Genomic DNA, 16,063 nt, shown 5'->3' on the forward strand with positions numbered 1-16,063 from the left:
CTACCCACCGCCCGCCCCGGGGCAACCCGGCCGGGCACCGGCGTCCGCGCCCTACCTCAACCTGTGAAGTGAGAACACCATGTCAGAAGTCAATATAGAGCTCGCCCGCTGGAGCGAACTCTTTATGTACCTTGCGGCGATCACCTACATGGTGGCCTTCGTAGCCTTTGCCTGGGACGTCGCTGCCCACTCCCGCACCACCAAGCGCCTTGAAGCCGCCACGGCCCCCGAAACTGAAAAGGAACTCGTGGGTGCCGGTGCCCGCGTCAAAAATGCCCGCTCAGCTCGCATTAGCGGCACCGAACAGGGCACCGGCGAACGCGGCATGGGCTACAAGAAATCAGCAGCTGCAAAGATCGCCGGTCACGTCGCCGACTCAGAGATGCGCTACGGTAGCGGCGAACGCCGACCTGCCGCCCGCGCCGGTGTGGTCATTCTGGCCCTGGGCTGCCTGATTCACCTGGCCGGTGTGCTCTCCCGCGCCTTTGCTGCTAACCGCGTGCCCTGGGGCAACATGTACGAGTTCTGCACCACCGGCGCCCTGCTCGTAGTCGTGGTCTACCTGGGCTTCCTCATCTTCCGCGACCTGCGCTTTGTAGGCACCCTGGTCTCTGGCCTCGCCCTGACCATGATGACCGCAGCCACCATCGCCTACCCCACCCCTGTAGGCCAGCTGGTGCCCGCTCTGCAGTCCTACTGGCTGGTCATCCACGTGTCCATTGCCGTGCTCGCCTCAGCCATCTTCACCATCACCTTCGCCATGGCAATCCTGCAGCTGGTACAAACCTCCCGCGAACGCCACATCATCGAAGGCAACGATAGCTCCCTAGTCCGCCTCGGCTTCATGCGCCTCATCCCGTCATCCACCGCCCTCGAAAACTTCTCCTTCCGCCTCAACACCGTAGGCTTCGCCATGTGGACCTTCACCCTGGGTGCCGGCGCCATCTGGGCCGAGAAAGCCTGGGGCCGCTACTGGGGCTGGGACACCAAAGAAGTCTGGACCTTCATCATCTGGGTCGTCTACGCAGCCTACCTGCACGCCCGCGCCACCCGCGGCTGGTCAGGCCCGCCCAGCGCCTGGCTCTCCATCGCAGGCTACCTCTGCATCATCTTCAACTTCACCGTGGTCAACGTGTACTTCTCGGGCCTGCACTCCTACTCGGGTCTGTAAACCGGTTTATCGCTGACGCTTTTCCACAGGTTCAAAGAAGCCCCCGCACATTGTATGCGGGGGCTTCTGCGTAGGTGCTGTTCGGTAATAATCGACAAAAGTCTTGAAACCTATCTAGGTATATGTTGTACTTAGGTACAGAAGGAGGTGCCCATGAACCCCACCACCTACCCGCCGGCCCTGGTGCGGGCAACCCTGCCCACCGCCGTCCTGGCCTGCCTGGCTCAAGAAAACCTGCACGGCTACGGCCTGGCTACCCGCCTGGAAGAGATGGGCTACGGACGCCTGCGCGGCGGCTCCCTCTACCCGGCACTGTCCAAACTGGAGGAAGCCGGGTACGTCACCACCACCTGGACGGAAGGGGAGAGCGGCCCCGCCCGCCGCCAGTACCGGCTGACGGACGCAGGCGCCCGCCAGCTCGCCGACGAACGAGCTACCCTGGCCCGGCTCACTAGCGCCCTCGGAGCCTAAACCCACCAGACGTTTCTATATGACTCAAGGAGGAGACATGGCAAACAACCCCTACGAACGCCTGACCGCCGCAATCGAAGAAGCCAGCGACAACCCGGCAGACAAAGACTGGGTACAAACTGCCTTTGCGACCCTCGCTACAAACGGTGTCAAAGCAGTAACCAGCGAAAGCGCCATCAACCGCGTCATTAGACAGATCGCAGAAAGCGGCGAAAGCGCCACCGAACTCTACGGTAGCCCTCAGGAATGGGCCGCAGAAAAAATCACCACCTGGCGCGAAAAGGGGACCCAGGTATTTTCCAAAGACGAGCCATGGGCCCTCAAAGAAGTAATGGTGGCAGGTTTCTTCACCGGGGCATTCTTTAGCATCCTTTTCTGGGTGGTCAGTGTACTACCCAGCGATAGGCCGAGCTCCCAGCCGCTGGGCTTCTATCTTCTTCCCGGGGCCTTGGGCATGCTTTTTCTTGCTCAGCTCGTTACCTTCCAACATAGCCGTAAAAAATTTGGCTTTACCGCTGCCGTACTTCTGACAGCGCTCGTTATTCTGGCCGGCTCAGCAGCTATCGGCCTTGGTCTATTTGCCTCCTACGAGGTTTTCACCCAGCGCCTGCCCCACTGGGCCCACCTAGTGGCAGCCCTGGGGCTGGGTGTTTTGGGAACAGCTGCGGGCTTTCTGCTGCCCTCACCCCCGCAGGTTACAGGCCTAGATGAGGAAGAAGATTACCAGGACGATGAAACCTGGCTTGCTCGATTCAAGCAGGAGTTGAGGGGGCGCGGCGATATCTCAGACGCCCGCGTGCGGGAAGAAATTTCCAGAGTCAAAGAGCACGCGTATGAAAGCGGAAGTAGCTACCTCGAAGAATTCGGCCACCCGGTAGCCTATGCCCGTTCCCTCTCAGAACAAAAGAAGGTCAAGCCCTACCGTCTCTATCTGCACTCTCTACTCATGCTCGCAATATTCGGTATATGGGGCTACGGCCTATATACGACCGATGACTACGCTAGCTTGACCTGGCGCCTGCCACTCTTAGTTGTCATTGTCATCGGGGGTGTACTTGAAACCAGAAGGCACTACCGGGCCTACCGCCAGGCCAAGAAATAAGAGCGAACCCCATACTTTGTCACGAGCCCCACCTGTAAACCGTGGGGCTCGTGACAAAACGTGGGGTTCGAAAAAACTAGGACTCGTCGTCCGGCTCGGTGGCCTCCTCGCCCTGGGCAGAGCCCTGCCCACCGGCGTCCTTGCGCTTTTTACGTTCCTGCCACTCGGCGTCCTGACGTTCGCGCCGGGCCCGGGCCTCAAGGAACTTCAAAAACTCAGGGTCATCATCGGGAGCCACCGGAGGCTTAGCAACAGGCGCCCCAAAAGACCCGTGGCGCGACCCGCGCGGCCGCCCCAGCCAAAACCACAGCACCGACCCCAGCAGTGGAAAGAGCACCAGCACAGCAAGCCAGGCCCCCTTGGGCAGGGTGCGAACGCGCAAACGGTCGGTCTGGGCGGCATCCAGAATCGAATAAATCCACACGCCCAGCAGAAGAGCGGCGCCGCCAATAATCAAAATAGCTCTACCCATACCCCCATTTTTCCACGACAGGCCCCGCCCACCCCGCTTTGTGCGCTCACAGCGTGCTAGATGAGCGGACGCGCCTGCCTCCTCTAGGCACCACCAGCAGGTTGGTAGAATGAGGGGGTGAATTTTCTGAAGTATTCCCTGCTCCGCCTGCTGTTTTCAGCCGCCGCCTTTTTTGCTTCCTACTACTTTGGCGTGGGCTTCATTCTGGCTATTATTTTCGGGGCCATCATTGGCTTCGCCATCTGTTACCTGGCTTTCCCCCGCCTGCACGACGCCGCAGCAGCCGACTTTAACCGCATGATCCGCCGCAAGAACAAGCCCAAGAAAACAAGGGTTGAAGATGAAAATCAGGCGTTTGAAGACGAGCTAGACGAAGCGGCCCGACGTAGCCAGGGTCTTTAGTAGCCGGTAAAGACGGTAGCCCGCTCAGCAAAGATTTCGAGCGGGTAAAGGACCACGGCAAGAGCCACCAGAAGCGAGTAAATCAGCGCAATAATGCCCGCCTGCTTGAGCACCGGAATGAGGTCGCGGCCCAGAGCCCCTGAGAGCACCACCAGGGCTGAATGAACGACCGGCCCAATCAGAATAAAGGCCAGGGCATACCAGGGGTTATGGGGTACCAGCAGGGCAGTCAGCGCCAGGCCTAGTCCCATCTCGGCTGCGTAGGTGATGCGCGAAGCGCGGTCGCCCAGGCGCACCGCTAGGGTCTTCTTACCCGCCTCAATGTCGGTGGGAATATCGCGTACGTTATTAGCCATCAGTAGGGCACAGGAGAAAAGCCCCAGGGCGACGGCGAAGACCCAGGAGCTCAGAGTCAGCTGGTTGCTCTGGGTAAACATGGTGCCGAGGGTGGCGACCAGGCCAAAGTAGATAAAGACGAAAATATCGCCCAGGCCCATGTAACCGTAGGGGTGCTTGCCGCCGGTGTAACCCCAGGCCGCCAGCACAGCCGAGGCACCGATAGCCAGGAACCACCACTGCTGCGAGAGCATAATCAGGGCCAGCCCGCTCAGGCCGGCCAGACCAAAGCAGATAAAGGCTGCCATCTTCACGTGGGAGGGCTTGGCCACGCCCGAGCCGACCAGGCGCAGGGGGCCCACGCGGACCTCGTCCGTGCCCTTAATTCCATCGGAGTAATCGTTGGCGTAGTTGACGCCCACCTGCAAGAAGAAGGCCACGAGGAAGGCCAGTAGGGCGCGGCCGGGCTTGAACTGGTGCACCTCGTAGGCGGCCGCAGAACCAGCAATGATAGGAGCTGCCGCCAAAGGGAGCGTGCGCAGACGCGCCCCTTCAATCCACTGTGCAACCGTTGCCACTGTTGTGCTCCTTATCAACCCAAGTTTCGATGTGGCGTCGCTACGCCACAAATACACACCATTCTCTCACTTTTTAGCGGTGGACGCCCGCTAGTGGCCGCGTGACCTACCCCGGTTTGCCGACTGGGCTTTCCAGGCTTCTGCAAGGAGCGCCTGGACGGCCCGCCGGTCAGGCTTGCCGGTGGGAAGAGTCGGCATGTCAGGGAGCACCTTAACGAGTTTGGGGGCGGACGCCGTCCCCAGCTTTTTTGCCACCAGCTGGGGGATGGCGTCCGCAAGCTCAGAAGCGCGTGCGCTGTTGCCCGCCACCAGGGTGACGGCGGCGGTGATGGCGGTACCCCAGCGGGCATCTGGAACCCCGGCCACCAGGGCTTCGCGCACGGCCGGGTGGCTTTCGAGGGCGGTAGCTACGGCTGCCGCGCTGGTTTTGATGCCGCCGGAAATCAGCACGTCGTCGGCTCGGCCCGCTACGGTGAGGGTTCCGGTGCGCAGGTCTTGGGTGCCCAGATCGTCGGTGCGGTACCAGCGGGTTCCCTGACTGTCTACAAAGAAGTGGGCGGCGGTGCGTTGAGGGTCATTGGCGTAACCGCTGGCAATGGTTGGCCCGCCCAGCCAGATGCGTCCGGGGGCTTGCGGGTCGGCGGCATCGGCTTCTATCTGCACGCGGACGCCCGGCAACGGCTTGCCCTCGTAGACGCAGCCCCCGGCGGTTTCGGCCGACCCGTAGGTGCGCACTACGGGGAGCTCCAGGGCGCGGGCGGTTGCGATGAGGTCGGCGCTGGCCGGTGCCCCGCCCAGCAGAATTGCGGAGAAAGAACGCAGGGCCGCGAGGGTTTCTTCGCGGAGGGCACCCACCGGGGTTTCGAGCAGGCGGTGTAACTGGGTGGGTACCAGGGAGACCAGCCGTTGCGGGGCTGAGAGCTTTTCGGCGGAGCGGATGAAATCCTGGGCCGTGAAGCGGGTGCCCTCGCTGACTGAAGCAGTCAGGACGGGGGCGGTACCTGCCAGGGCAGACCTCGCCACCACCTGCGCCCCGGCAACGTACTGCAGGGGCAGAGCCAGGAGCCACTGGGCGCTGCTTGTCCCAGTGGCTGTTTCTGTGCCCTGAGCCGAAGCACGTAATGCTGAGGTAGAGAGTACCGTCTGCTTGGGGGTACCGGTGGAGCCGCTGGTCGTGACCACCAGGGCGGGTGCGTCCTGCCCTCTCTCTAGCTCTGCAAAGCGGGTGCTGAAGGTGTGCAGGGCTTCGGTGACCTGCTGGGCGGGGCTGGCGGGCTGATTTGCTCCGACGCGGACGGCGCCTCCCGGCTCGGGCAGGACGGGTGCAGGGAGCGGGGTAAGGGAATCTAGTGTCATGGCTCTTTTTAGTCTACGCCTGGTGATTATTGCCAAATAGTATGCCTACTTGGTAATCTTGTAGGTAACACCTTCTGCTTCTCAAGGTCGAGATAGGAGCCAACCCATGCTTGAAGTAACCGGTGCAGAAATCGCACTTTTGTTACTGTACCTGGCCCTGCTGGTGCTCTTCTTTGTAGTGCTTCTGGGGTTTCATAAGAAAAATAAGACCGAGATTCGGGTGATTCGTAAGCGCCTGGGCTTGGGTGAGAATGCCACAGGTAACACCGACAAGGGAGCCTAATCATGACTGTACTTGCTACTAATCCGCTGGTGCCCACTACTGGGGAAGCCGTTCTTTCTGTGATTGGCCTGGCCTACCTGGTCTTCATGCTGGTTTTCCTGGTCTTTCTGGTTAACGTGCTGCTGACCTGGCACCGCAAGAACAAGCTGCGTATCATCGAGCTGGAATTCGAAGAACGAGCCATTGACAACCGCAAAGCTGCCCGGCGCATGGCAGGCCCTGAGGCTTAGCCCCGAGCTGAACGCAAGGACGCCCCGCCCTACCTTCCGTGGAGAAGACGGGGTGGGGCGTCCTACTCGTAGTGGTACCTCACCGCAGCAATGCGCACAGAGTTGCCCACGATTTTGTAGACCAGCCGGTGTTCTTCGGTAATTCTGCGTGACCAGTAGCCGGAGAGGTTGTTGCGCAGGGCCTCTGGCTTGCCAATACCTTCGTTGCCGTTGCGTTGGATATCTTTGAGTAGGGTATTGATTCTTTTGAGAACCTTGCGATCTTGCCTTTGCCACCACAGGTAATCTTCCCAGGCCTGATTGCTCCAGATAAGTTCCACGCCGTTGCCTAATCTTCGAGGAGTGCCTGGTTGGAGCCTCCACCTGCTTCAAGTTCGTCGATTGCATCGAGTAGCTTACGGGCATTGGCAGGCGAACGTAAGAGGTGAGCGGTTTCTTTGAGTGATTCGTATTCGGCAAGTGAAAGAATGACGGCAGGTTCGTGCCCTGCCCTGGTGATGACGACTTCTTCAAGGTCTTCTACTGCGATATCGAGTACTTGGGCGTAATTGGCGCGGGACTCGGTGTAGGTCATAGTTTTCATCAGAACCTCCTGTACAGAAAACTGTACGCTTGCGAGGCGGTATCTTCAAGAGCTAATGTTTTTCCTTTGGAATACCGCACGCTGCAGGGGAAGTATCGTCTTATTCTTTTGCTCAGGGAACGAAAGCCCACCCGACTCTCGTACTGCCCACAGAGAAGGTGGGCAGTACGAGAGTCGGGTGGGCACTTAGCCTGCGCGGCTCTGAGCCGGGTGCGCGGACGCCGGTGGGCGGCTAGAAGTAGTAGGGGTAGTTCTCCCAGTTGGGGTCGCGCTTCTCAAGGAAAGCATCGCGGCCTTCGACGGCTTCGTCGGTCATGTAGGCCATGCGGGTGGCCTCACCGGCAAAGACCTGCTGGCCGACCATGCCGTCGTCCGGCAGGTTGAAAGCGAACTTGAGCATACGAATCGCCTGCGGGGACTGACGGGCAATGTGGGCTGCGTACTCCAGGCCCTTTTTCTCAAGCTCGGCGTGGGGCACTACGTCATTCACAGCGCCCATTTCGTACATGCGCTGGGCGTCATACTCCTTGGCCAGGAAGAAAATCTCGCGGGCAAACTTCTGGCCTACCTGGCGGGCCAGCAGGGCAGAGCCATAGCCGGCGTCAAAGGATCCAACGGTTGCGTCGGTCTGCTTAAACTTGCCGTACTCTTCTGACGCAATAGTCAGGTCAGCAACCACATGCAGGGAGTGGCCGCCACCGGCAGCCCAGCCCGACACCAGGGCAATAACCACCTTGGGCATGGTACGAATCAGGCGCTGAACCTCCAGGATGTGCAGGCGCCCTGCGCGGGCCGGGTCGATGGAATCGCGGGTCTCACCCTCGGCGTAGCGGTAGCCGTCACGACCGCGAATGCGCTGGTCGCCGCCGGAGCAGAAGGCCCAGCCGCCGTCCTTGGCTGAGGGGCCGTTGCCGGTCAGCAGTACGGTACCCACGTTGGAGGTCATGCGGGCGTGATCCAGCACCCGGTAGAGCTCATCGACGGTGTGGGGGCGGAAGGCGTTGCGTACCTCGGGCCGGTCAAAGGCGATGCGCACGGTTGGTAGGTCGCGCAGAATCTCACCGGCCTCGTTGCGTTCTACCTGTCGGTGGTAGGTGATGTCGGTCAGGTCTTCAAAGCCCTCGACCAGGCGCCAGGCCCGGGGGTCAAAAATATCAGAAACCTTGGCAGGAAGTTCGTTAGTCATAGCCACCAGTCTACCCAGGGCGTCCCCGCTGCTGGTTCCTTGTGCGTAACCGAAAACTTCATCTGCGCGTTCAAAGAACACGCACATGAAGCTTTCGGTTACATTCAGCAGAGATTTGCCGCCATTCAGCGGAAGAAAGGACGGACGCCGCCCCCAGCTTCCTGCATGAGGGGCAGGGGAGCGGGGTGCGGCGTCCTGATAAAAGAAGGACCTTGGCTGGCGGTTCTAGCGGAAACTAGCTTAGCGGGAGAGCTCCACTGCGCGGTCGAACTCTTCGTTGATTTCGCGGGCGGTGGCGGAGTCACCCTTGTAGGTGGCAACCGACACCAGGTAGGCAAAGAGCAGGTTGACCAGGAAGCCGGGCACAATCTCGTACATGTAACCCGAGAGCACCTCGTTGTAGCCCCAGACGAAGACGGTGATGGTGCCTGCCACCATACCCGCGACGGCGCCAAGTGCGGTGAGCTTGCGCCAGTAGAGGGAGAGAATCACGATGGGGCCGAAGGCTGCGCCGAAGCCAGCCCAAGCGAAGGAGACCAGGGAGAGCACAGAGGAGTCGGGGTTCCAGGCCAGCAGGCCTGCGATAACAGAGACAACCAGCACGCCCGCGCGGCCTAGCCAGAGGCCCTTGGCGTCTGAGAGTTCCTTGCCGCCGCTGGTGAGCTTGTAGAGGTCTTCAGCCAGGGCAGATGAGCAGACAATCAGCTGGGAAGAAAGGGTCGACATAATAGCCGCCAGCACCGCTGCCAGCACGAACCCGGCCAGTAGGGGGTGGAGCAGAATCTGGGACATATCCAGGAAGACTGACTCAGCATTGGTGGTGTCGGTCAGGGTCGCTTCGGGGTGGCGGGCAAAGTAGGCGATACCGATAAGACCGGCGCTCATGGCACCGACCAGGGTGGCGATCATCCAGGTGATGCCGATGCGGCGGCCGGCGGTGGCGTCCTGGGCTGAGCGTAGACCCATGAAGCGCACGATGATGTGGGGCTGGCCGAAGTAGCCTAGACCCCAGGCAGCTGAGGAAAGAATGCCCAACACGGTGGTGCCCGCAAAGAAGGAGAGGGCGGTGGGGTTAACGGACTCGATGGTGGTTTCAAGGCCCGAGAAGCCGCCGACGTAAACCAGGGCCATAATCGGTAGGACGATGAGGGCGGTGAGCATGAGCAGGCCCTGGACGACGTCGGTGTAGGTTGCACCCAGGAAGCCACCGAAGAGGGTGTAGGCAACGGTGATGCCGGCGACCAGCAGCATGCCGGTGTGGTAGTTACCGCCGAATGAGGACTGGAAGAAGACACCCCCGGCGACCATACCGGAAGAGACATAGAAGGTGAAGAAAATCAGGATGACCAGGGCAGCGAAGATGCGGATGATGCCGCGGGGGTCGCGCAGGCGGTTGTGGAAGAAGGAAGGGACGGTCACCGAGTTGCGGGAGACCTCTGTATAGGCGCGCAGGCGGGGTGCTACGAACTTCCAGTTAAGCCAGGCGCCGGCAGTTAGGCCGATGGCAATCCAGGCTTCAGCCAGGCCGGTGATGTAGAGGGCGCCGGGTAGGCCCATGAGGAGCCAGCCCGACATGTCTGAGGCACCCGCTGACAGGGCCGCTGCGGTGGGGGAGAGGGAGCGCCCGCCGAGTACGTAGTCGTCGAGGTTGTTGTTCTTGGACTTGGCCCAGATGCCGATGCCGACCATGGCGGTGAAGTAGATAGCCAGGGCTATCAGCTGGTAGGTGGTGTTGCTCATGAGCTCCCCTTGGGTTGTAGGCGAGGACGTGCGGGCTGGGGTGGGTGCGTCGGCGCACCTTCCCTTATGTGCAGTTTCTCTAAAGTATCCTGTTTAGATTACTTGAGGTATTTGCTGAGGCACACGTTTTGGTCTGTGCGTTAGCTTACACCCTGAGGGTCTGGGTGACACTATCTCACCGCCTGAAGCTATTTAGAATCTTCGTACAAAAACGGTGAGCTTTTCTTAAGAGTGCTTCTGTGAGCGTGGATCTATCACGGGTAGGGCCGATGTATGCAGTGTTACCGCGATGGCTGACCTGTTGGTGCGCCAGACGATGTAGGCGCCGGAGGCGGCGATGAGCACAATGCCCAGGTAGGACCAGGCAGAGAGCACTTCACCCAGCATGAAGGTGCCCACGATGGCCCCTACCACGGGGTCGATGGAGAAGAGCACCCCGATGACGGCGGCGCTGGTCAGCTGCCCGGCGATGTTATCGGCAGAATAGGCCAGGGCTACGCCCACGATGGCGGAGAGCGCCAGCTTGAACCAGGCGTCCGCGTCCAGCCCCGCCATAGCGGGCACTGACAGGGGCAGCTGGATGAGGGCCGAAAAAGCCAGCGACATGGTGGTGCCGCGCAGGCCGCTGGTCGCGGCGGACGCTGAACCCATGCGGGCCGAGAAAATGGTGTAGCCGGCCATCGAGGCGGCTGACCCGAGGGCCCAGATAAAGCCGATAGGGTGGGCGTCCCCCGCGAGTGTAGGCCCGGCAATCATCACAACCCCGGCCAGAGCGAAAAAGGCGATGAGCCCGTCGCGCAGGCGCCGCACACCGAGCAGGGCCACCACAAAGGCACCCAGGTATTCAAAGGTCACCGCCACGCCCAAAGGAATATGGTGCACCGCATTGTAGAAACAGACGCTCATCAGGGTCAGCACCAGCCCGTAGACCAGCACCTGGGGAAGGTCCCGCCGCCGCAGGGCAAGGGGGTTAGGACGCACCAGCGCCCACAGGACTATGGCGGCAATCAGGGCACGCAGGGCGGCGACCTGGGTGGGGCCAACGCTAGCAAAGAGCACCGAGACAATCGCAGCTGAAATCTGAATACCCAGGGAACCAGTGAGGATTAGAAGCAGGGCAGCGGTGCCCCGGCGTTCGGCCGGTATGCGGTCAGCGAGGTTCACAGCGCCTCCTAAAGCCCGCAGGTGCTTTCGAGCAGCGGGTCTACCACCGTCCAGGGGGCCTGCTTGATACGGTCTGGGCTAAAGACAGAGAGCATCTCAGCGGCGGTTTCGGGCAGGTGGGGGCCGCTTTCGCCAGCGCTCGCCCCGGTGAGCGGGGGCAGCGGAATAGAGGCAGCAATCATGCGCATGATGTGGTCGGTGCTGACCCCGGCGGCGGTGAGCTCAGCAAGGGTCACGGCCCCGTCCCGTTTAGCCAGGCGCTTGCCCTCGGTGTTGAGAGTCAGGGGGACATGAGCGTAGACAGGCACCTGCAACCCCAGCAGGTGCGCTAGATAGGCCTGGCGGGGAGCCGAGGGCAGCAGGTCGTCGCCGCGCACCACCTCAGTGACCCCCTGGTAGTCGTCATCGACCACACACACCAGGTTGTAGGCGTAGACCCCGTCGGCCCGCACCAGCACAAAATCGTCGACAGCGTCGGTGTATTCCCCGGCGAAACGGTCGGTGACAGTCCATTTGCTCACCTGGGCTTTGAGGCGCAAGGACGCCGGCCTCAGCTGCCTGCGCTCAGCCCTTTCTGCCTCGGTGAGGTTGCGGCAGGTGCCGGGGTAGGCGCCGGGGGCGCCGTGCGGGGCACTGGAGGCCTCCTGAATTTCTTTGCGGGTGCAGTAGCACTCGTAAACTAGCCCGGCCTCGCACAGACGGTTAAGGGCGTCCGCGTAGGCATCTAGGCGGGTGGACTGGTAGAGCACCTCCCCGTCCCAGTCGATGCCCAGGGCGGCAAGGTCGGCCAGCTGACGCTCTGCCGCCCCCTTCTTGACCCGGTCTAAATCCTCCACCCGCATCACAAAACGGCCTCCCGCGGTACGGGCCATCATCCAGGCCAGTAGGGCGGTGCGTAGGTTGCCCAGGTGCAGGTCACCGGAAGGGGAAGGCGCATAACGGCCGCAGGGAACGGGAACAGGAGCGGTTTTGATAGACATCACCCCACTAGTCTAGTGCCCAGGGGAAGCTAGCGGGTTGAGGGCAGCTACCCCTGATGAGCTGGTAGCTAAGGTGATACATCTTTTTATGACATAAGATTGCGCTCAACCTGCGTAACACCGTTAAAGAAGGGCAGTGTGGTGAGAAATAACTGCTTAGCCACTCGTAAACACGGTAGGCACCTTTTATTTCAAGTACCTTAGAGAGTATGGCTAGAACTCTTGAAATTGCCGATGGTATCTATCAGATCTCAACGGATAACTACCGTCTTAACTCCGGTCTGATTGTGGGCGCAGAGAAGGCTATGGTGGTTGACACCGGCGCCGGGCCCCGTCAGGGAGCCGAGATCCTGAGAGCCGTGCGACGGGTCACCGAGCTTCCTCTGGTTGCGGTCAACACCCATGCGCACTTCGACCGCTTCATGGGCAACGCCGTGTTCGCAGCTGACGGAGTCACCGACATCTGGGCCCACCCCCGCGCCGCCCGCGCTATCGAAAGCTACGGCGACCGCCAGCGTCTTTACGTTGAGGTGCTAGAACCCGAGATGGCCCACCAGGCTGGCCCTAACACTCAGCTTGTTGTACCCACCCGGTTCTTGCCCGGCGACGGTACCCGTCCGGCCTTTACCCGCGTAGAACTGGGCCAGCGGGCCGTGACCCTCATGTACCTGGGCCTGGCCCACACCGACGGCGACGTGCTGGTAGGGGTAGACGACGTCCTGTTCGCCGGTGACATCATCGAGCAGGGCTCAGACCCCGCCTTCGACGACTCCTACCCCGAACTGTGGGTTAGCACCCTACGCACCCTGGCAGGGCTCGACCGCTACCGCATCTTCGTTCCCGGGCACGGCACCCCGGTGGAGAGTTCCTTCATCGAGCGTATGGCCGACACCATGGAAGACGCCGTACAGAAAATTGCTGACTCTGCCCTGAAGAAGGTCAAGGGGGCAACGACAGCCTCCATGTACCAGCTACCCTATTCGGGGGGATCCACCCGAATTCTGCTCGACCGTCTCACGAAGCTTGAAGCCCGTGAGGCTGAGGGGCAGGGGCTCTCGACCGTCACGTTTGAGGGGGATGCTGCCTCTGGCCTGACCGGCCCCATTACCCTGGGGCAGGGTTAGAAGCACCTCGCACGATTTGCTCAGAAGCTTAGGCGCGAGACAGAAAGAGCTACCCAGCTCAATGCCGGGTAGCTCTTGTCTTTAAACTGAATCCAGTCTGTATTAGTAAGCCCAGACCTTCCGGTAGGCGCTGCGCTTCTTATTCTGGGGGCGTAGCAGGGCAATCTGCGTGCTGGTGGTTAGAGCCGCTACCGCCCCGATGAGACAGATAGCTGCCATAAAGGCAGAGCCGGGAATCGGGTTGGTGTAGGTAACCCAGTAGAGGGCTAGGGCGCAGAAGCCCGAGAAGAACCCCGAGATAGAAAGCAGGGGAACCAGGATCAGCCCTGATCGCTGGGTATCGCTCATATCGAGTTCCTCTGATCGCATGAAACGCAGAATCACGAGCCCTAATACGCCCCAGAGACCGGTGACCAGAATAGCTGTGACCACATCGGCTGGGCGGTGCCAGCCATTGACCACGGTGGAGTAACCGGCCGCTACCGTAAAGACCATGCTAATCAGGGCCACGGTGGGGCGGAAGCGCTTGGGAGAGGCCAGGAAGAGGGCCAGGCCCGCAGCCGCCGCAAAGGTCGTGTGACCGGACGGCGCTGAGTTGCCCAGGGCCTCCTGAATACCCAGGTTGGGCTTGACGATGATGTAGTTCTTCAGCAGCTGGGTGGTCAGGTTAGCACCGGCGGCAATGGCCACACCCACCAGGGCGGGCACAAAGCGGTGCTTCCACAGCAGCACAAAGAGAATGCCGATAGCCGCGGTAATACCGGCGGCGGTGGGAATGAAGTCGAGCAGGGTAGAGGTCTGCTCAGTGTAGGTCATGAACTGGTAGGAGAACTCCTGGAAGGAAATCTCGTCGAGCTCCTGGCCGGTTGACGTTGTAATAAAGAAAACAAAGGCTGCCACCAGAAGGCAGAAGAGGGTTCCTGCCGCAAAGAAGTGCTGGATCAGCGTCCAGAGCGAGGGGCGAGTCTGCCGAATATGCGAGGGAGTGAGCATATGCAACCGGCCCGAGGGGGAGTACTCCCCTGAGTGAGCCTGGCTGCTGTAGGGCGCCTGGCCGTAGCCCTGCGCCGGGTGGCCGGGGCGGGGGCGTCCTTGCTGAGCAGCGGCAGGGGCCCCGTAGCTAGCCTGTGGCGCCCGGTGGGCGCTGACTGCGTCCGGACGCGGGGCCGCCGCTTGGGCGCGGGCCTTGCTCGCCGCCCGGGCGGCACGTTCCTTCTTGACCCGGTGCGCTGCCTCCTGGGCCGCTGCCTGCGCGGCGGCAAAACCGGTTTTAGCTGCCGCCAGGCCACTGGCGGTACCGGCCTGGAGCTTAGCTTTCAGAACCTCGCCCTGGGGCGCAGAAGGCGCGGCAGGGAGTACCACGGTGGCGTCATCATCTGTAAAAGTAGCCCGTGCCCGAGAAGCAGGAAGCATCTCGGTGGCGTCGTCACCGGGGCTGGTCGGTAGGGCAACCGTGCGGTCGTTATAGGTCTGGGGCGTTAGCACCTCGGTGGCATCGTCGGGTGTGCCAGAAACAGCGTTAGAATCGCGCTTCTCAAAACTCACAGTTATCCCCAAAGACCTTTCTGCTGCGTGTAGACACCTCAACGAGCCTACCAAGCTGTACCTGCTATTTCAGCCCTAGACCCTGCTAAGAGCTAACAGGCTCAGCCTGTAGTGCTATTGTGGCAAACTCACATGGGACTTTCCTGAGAGAACCCCTAATGTTGCGCGAGCACCTGAACACAGCCCCGCAGAAGCGGTAGAAGAGTAGATTAGAAAGTATGACAGCTAGCGCCCTGCCCCTTAACGTTCCCCTGCCCCCGCTTGAAGAAATCTTGTCGGCGACCCGTGTAGTAGCCCTGCCTATGCGGGTGAAGTTCCGCGGTGTCAGCCTACGTGAAACCGCTCTGATTCAGGGGCCGGAAGGATGGGGCGAGTTTGCCCCCTTCCTCGAATATGAGCCCGTGGAGGCATCCGCTTGGCTAGCCTGCGCTATCGAGGCGGCCTGGCTGCCCTACCCGCAACCACTGCGCACCAGTATTCCCCTCAATGCCACGGTTCCAGCGGTGCCTGCTCAGGCGGTAGAGGACGTGCTAACCCGCTACCAGGGGCAGGTGCGGGAAATCAAAATCAAGGTGGCTGAGGCCGGGCTGCCCTTTGAAGAATCCCTGGCCCAGGACCTGGCCCGGGTAGCGGCCGTCCGCGCGGCCTGCCCCGGGGCTCGCCTGAAGATTGACGCCAACGGCGGCTGGGAGGAGGGCCAGGCCGTCCGCGCCCTGACCGAGCTGGCTGACTACGACCTGCTTTACGCCGAGCAGCCTGTTCCGGGTATCGAGGGCCTAGCCCGGGTGCGCGAGGCACTGCGGGTCCGGGGTAACCCTCTGCTGATCGCCGCCGATGAGGCTGTGCGTAAGGCCGATGACCCGTTACGGGTCGCCCGTCTGGGAGCAGCTGACCTGATGATTATTAAGGCCGCACCTCTGGGAGGAGTCAGACGGGCCTTAGAGCTAGTGGAGCAGGCCGCCCTACCTGCGGTTGTCTCATCGGCTCTTGAAAGTTCGGTGGGTATTCGTACCGGCGCGGCTCTAGCCGCTGCCCTGCCCCAGCTGCCCTACGGGTGCGGGCTGGGCACGGTCTCCCTCCTGGCTCAGGACGTCACCCCCAGCCCCCTCGTAGCCCGAGACGGCTACCTGCCCCTGCGCGATATCGCCCCTGACCCCCGGCTCCTCGAAGAGGCAGCAGCCAGCCCCGAACGCACCGTCTGGTGGCATCGCCGTATCGAGGCCTGCTACCGCATATTAGACCAGGCGGCAGCTTAGGGCCCGCCCTAGCCCACCGAAGCCTGCCCTGCTCTGCCTCCGAGAAGGTCTTGGCGGGAAACCGGACTGGCCCCAGCGCTGAGC

The 16,063-nt window shown here is 61.5% G+C and carries 18 protein-coding genes; 8 read left to right on the top strand and 10 right to left on the bottom strand.

The window, feature by feature from the left end; translation table 11 throughout:
- Window positions 1-79 precede the first annotated feature (79 nt).
- The 3 genes from ccsB (at window position 80) to ACEE43_RS10555 (ending at window position 2,744) form a co-directional block, all read left to right on the top strand.
- Window positions 80-1,171, top strand: coding sequence for a c-type cytochrome biogenesis protein CcsB (gene ccsB / locus ACEE43_RS10545; RefSeq protein WP_449107597.1), 1,092 nt, complete (start codon window positions 80-82; stop codon window positions 1,169-1,171).
- Between the two features lie 153 nt (window positions 1,172-1,324).
- Entirely contained in the window at window positions 1,325-1,642 is a 318-nt protein-coding gene (locus tag ACEE43_RS10550) for a PadR family transcriptional regulator (protein ID WP_449107598.1), read from the top strand.
- Window positions 1,643-1,679: 37 nt separating this feature from the next.
- Window positions 1,680-2,744 carry a hypothetical protein gene (locus ACEE43_RS10555; RefSeq protein WP_449107599.1) on the top strand — a complete coding sequence of 355 codons (1,065 nt, stop codon included), beginning with the start codon at window positions 1,680-1,682 and terminating at the stop codon, window positions 2,742-2,744.
- Between the two features lie 76 nt (window positions 2,745-2,820).
- Here the strand turns inward: ACEE43_RS10555 and ACEE43_RS10560 are convergent, their stop codons facing one another.
- Complete coding sequence (locus ACEE43_RS10560; protein WP_449107600.1) at window positions 2,821-3,216, bottom strand: PLD nuclease N-terminal domain-containing protein; 396 nt, start codon at window positions 3,214-3,216, stop codon at window positions 2,821-2,823.
- A 117-nt stretch (window positions 3,217-3,333) separates the two neighbouring features.
- Between ACEE43_RS10560 and ACEE43_RS10565 the strand changes: the two genes are divergently transcribed.
- Window positions 3,334-3,618 carry a DUF4229 domain-containing protein gene (locus ACEE43_RS10565; RefSeq protein WP_237199596.1) on the top strand — a complete coding sequence of 95 codons (285 nt, stop codon included), beginning with the start codon at window positions 3,334-3,336 and terminating at the stop codon, window positions 3,616-3,618.
- Here ACEE43_RS10565 and ACEE43_RS10570 read toward each other — a convergent pair.
- Both ACEE43_RS10570 and ACEE43_RS10575 read right to left on the bottom strand, forming a co-directional pair.
- Entirely contained in the window at window positions 3,615-4,532 is a 918-nt protein-coding gene (locus ACEE43_RS10570) for a 1,4-dihydroxy-2-naphthoate polyprenyltransferase (protein WP_449107601.1), read from the bottom strand. The genes ACEE43_RS10565 and ACEE43_RS10570 overlap by 4 nt on opposite strands.
- Before the next feature lie 90 nt (window positions 4,533-4,622).
- The gene (locus ACEE43_RS10575) at window positions 4,623-5,888 is read right to left on the bottom strand and encodes an AMP-binding protein (protein ID WP_449107602.1); all 1,266 of its coding nucleotides are present in this window, start codon (window positions 5,886-5,888) and stop codon (window positions 4,623-4,625) included.
- A gap of 106 nt (window positions 5,889-5,994) precedes the next feature.
- On the opposite strand from ACEE43_RS10575, the gene ACEE43_RS10580 reads away from it, so the two are divergent.
- Complete coding sequence (locus ACEE43_RS10580; RefSeq protein WP_449107603.1) at window positions 5,995-6,171, top strand: hypothetical protein; 177 nt, start codon at window positions 5,995-5,997, stop codon at window positions 6,169-6,171.
- A 2-nt stretch (window positions 6,172-6,173) separates the two neighbouring features.
- Window positions 6,174-6,401: a hypothetical protein gene (locus tag ACEE43_RS10585; protein ID WP_237184992.1), complete on the top strand. Its 228-nt coding sequence runs from the start codon at window positions 6,174-6,176 to the stop codon at window positions 6,399-6,401.
- Window positions 6,402-6,463: 62 nt separating this feature from the next.
- On the opposite strand, the gene ACEE43_RS10590 is transcribed toward ACEE43_RS10585, so the two are convergent.
- The 6 genes from ACEE43_RS10590 to gluQRS form a co-directional block, all read right to left on the bottom strand.
- On the bottom strand, window positions 6,464-6,721 hold the full coding sequence (locus ACEE43_RS10590) for a Txe/YoeB family addiction module toxin (RefSeq protein WP_237184991.1): 258 nt from the start codon (window positions 6,719-6,721) through the stop codon (window positions 6,464-6,466).
- A gap of 8 nt (window positions 6,722-6,729) precedes the next feature.
- On the bottom strand, window positions 6,730-6,984 hold the full coding sequence (locus ACEE43_RS10595) for a type II toxin-antitoxin system Phd/YefM family antitoxin (protein ID WP_237184989.1): 255 nt from the start codon (window positions 6,982-6,984) through the stop codon (window positions 6,730-6,732).
- A 232-nt stretch (window positions 6,985-7,216) separates the two neighbouring features.
- Window positions 7,217-8,170 (bottom strand): 1,4-dihydroxy-2-naphthoyl-CoA synthase, encoded by a 954-nt coding sequence (locus ACEE43_RS10600; protein WP_449107604.1) that lies wholly within the window; start codon window positions 8,168-8,170, stop codon window positions 7,217-7,219.
- Window positions 8,171-8,410: 240 nt separating this feature from the next.
- On the bottom strand, window positions 8,411-9,910 hold the full coding sequence (gene putP, locus ACEE43_RS10605; protein WP_449107605.1) for a sodium/proline symporter PutP: 1,500 nt from the start codon (window positions 9,908-9,910) through the stop codon (window positions 8,411-8,413).
- 225 nt (window positions 9,911-10,135) lie between these two features.
- A complete protein-coding gene (locus tag ACEE43_RS10610) occupies window positions 10,136-11,074 on the bottom strand; it encodes an EamA family transporter (RefSeq protein ID WP_449107606.1) in 939 nt (312 codons plus the stop codon).
- Between the two features lie 8 nt (window positions 11,075-11,082).
- A complete protein-coding gene (gene gluQRS, locus ACEE43_RS10615; protein ID WP_449107607.1) occupies window positions 11,083-12,054 on the bottom strand; it encodes a tRNA glutamyl-Q(34) synthetase GluQRS in 972 nt (323 codons plus the stop codon).
- Between the two features lie 209 nt (window positions 12,055-12,263).
- Between gluQRS and ACEE43_RS10620 the strand changes: the two genes are divergently transcribed.
- Complete coding sequence (locus tag ACEE43_RS10620) at window positions 12,264-13,178, top strand: MBL fold metallo-hydrolase (protein WP_237199588.1); 915 nt, start codon at window positions 12,264-12,266, stop codon at window positions 13,176-13,178.
- Between the two features lie 102 nt (window positions 13,179-13,280).
- On the opposite strand, the gene ACEE43_RS10625 is transcribed toward ACEE43_RS10620, so the two are convergent.
- Window positions 13,281-14,723: a phosphatase PAP2 family protein gene (locus tag ACEE43_RS10625; protein ID WP_449107608.1), complete on the bottom strand. Its 1,443-nt coding sequence runs from the start codon at window positions 14,721-14,723 to the stop codon at window positions 13,281-13,283.
- A gap of 218 nt (window positions 14,724-14,941) precedes the next feature.
- Here ACEE43_RS10625 and ACEE43_RS10630 point away from each other — a divergent pair, with 218 nt between their 5' ends.
- Window positions 14,942-15,979 (top strand): o-succinylbenzoate synthase, encoded by a 1,038-nt coding sequence (locus ACEE43_RS10630; protein WP_449107609.1) that lies wholly within the window; start codon window positions 14,942-14,944, stop codon window positions 15,977-15,979.
- Window positions 15,980-16,063: the final 84 nt, after the last annotated feature.

It is taken from the genome of Rothia sp. 11254D007BW, from assembly GCF_053548195.1.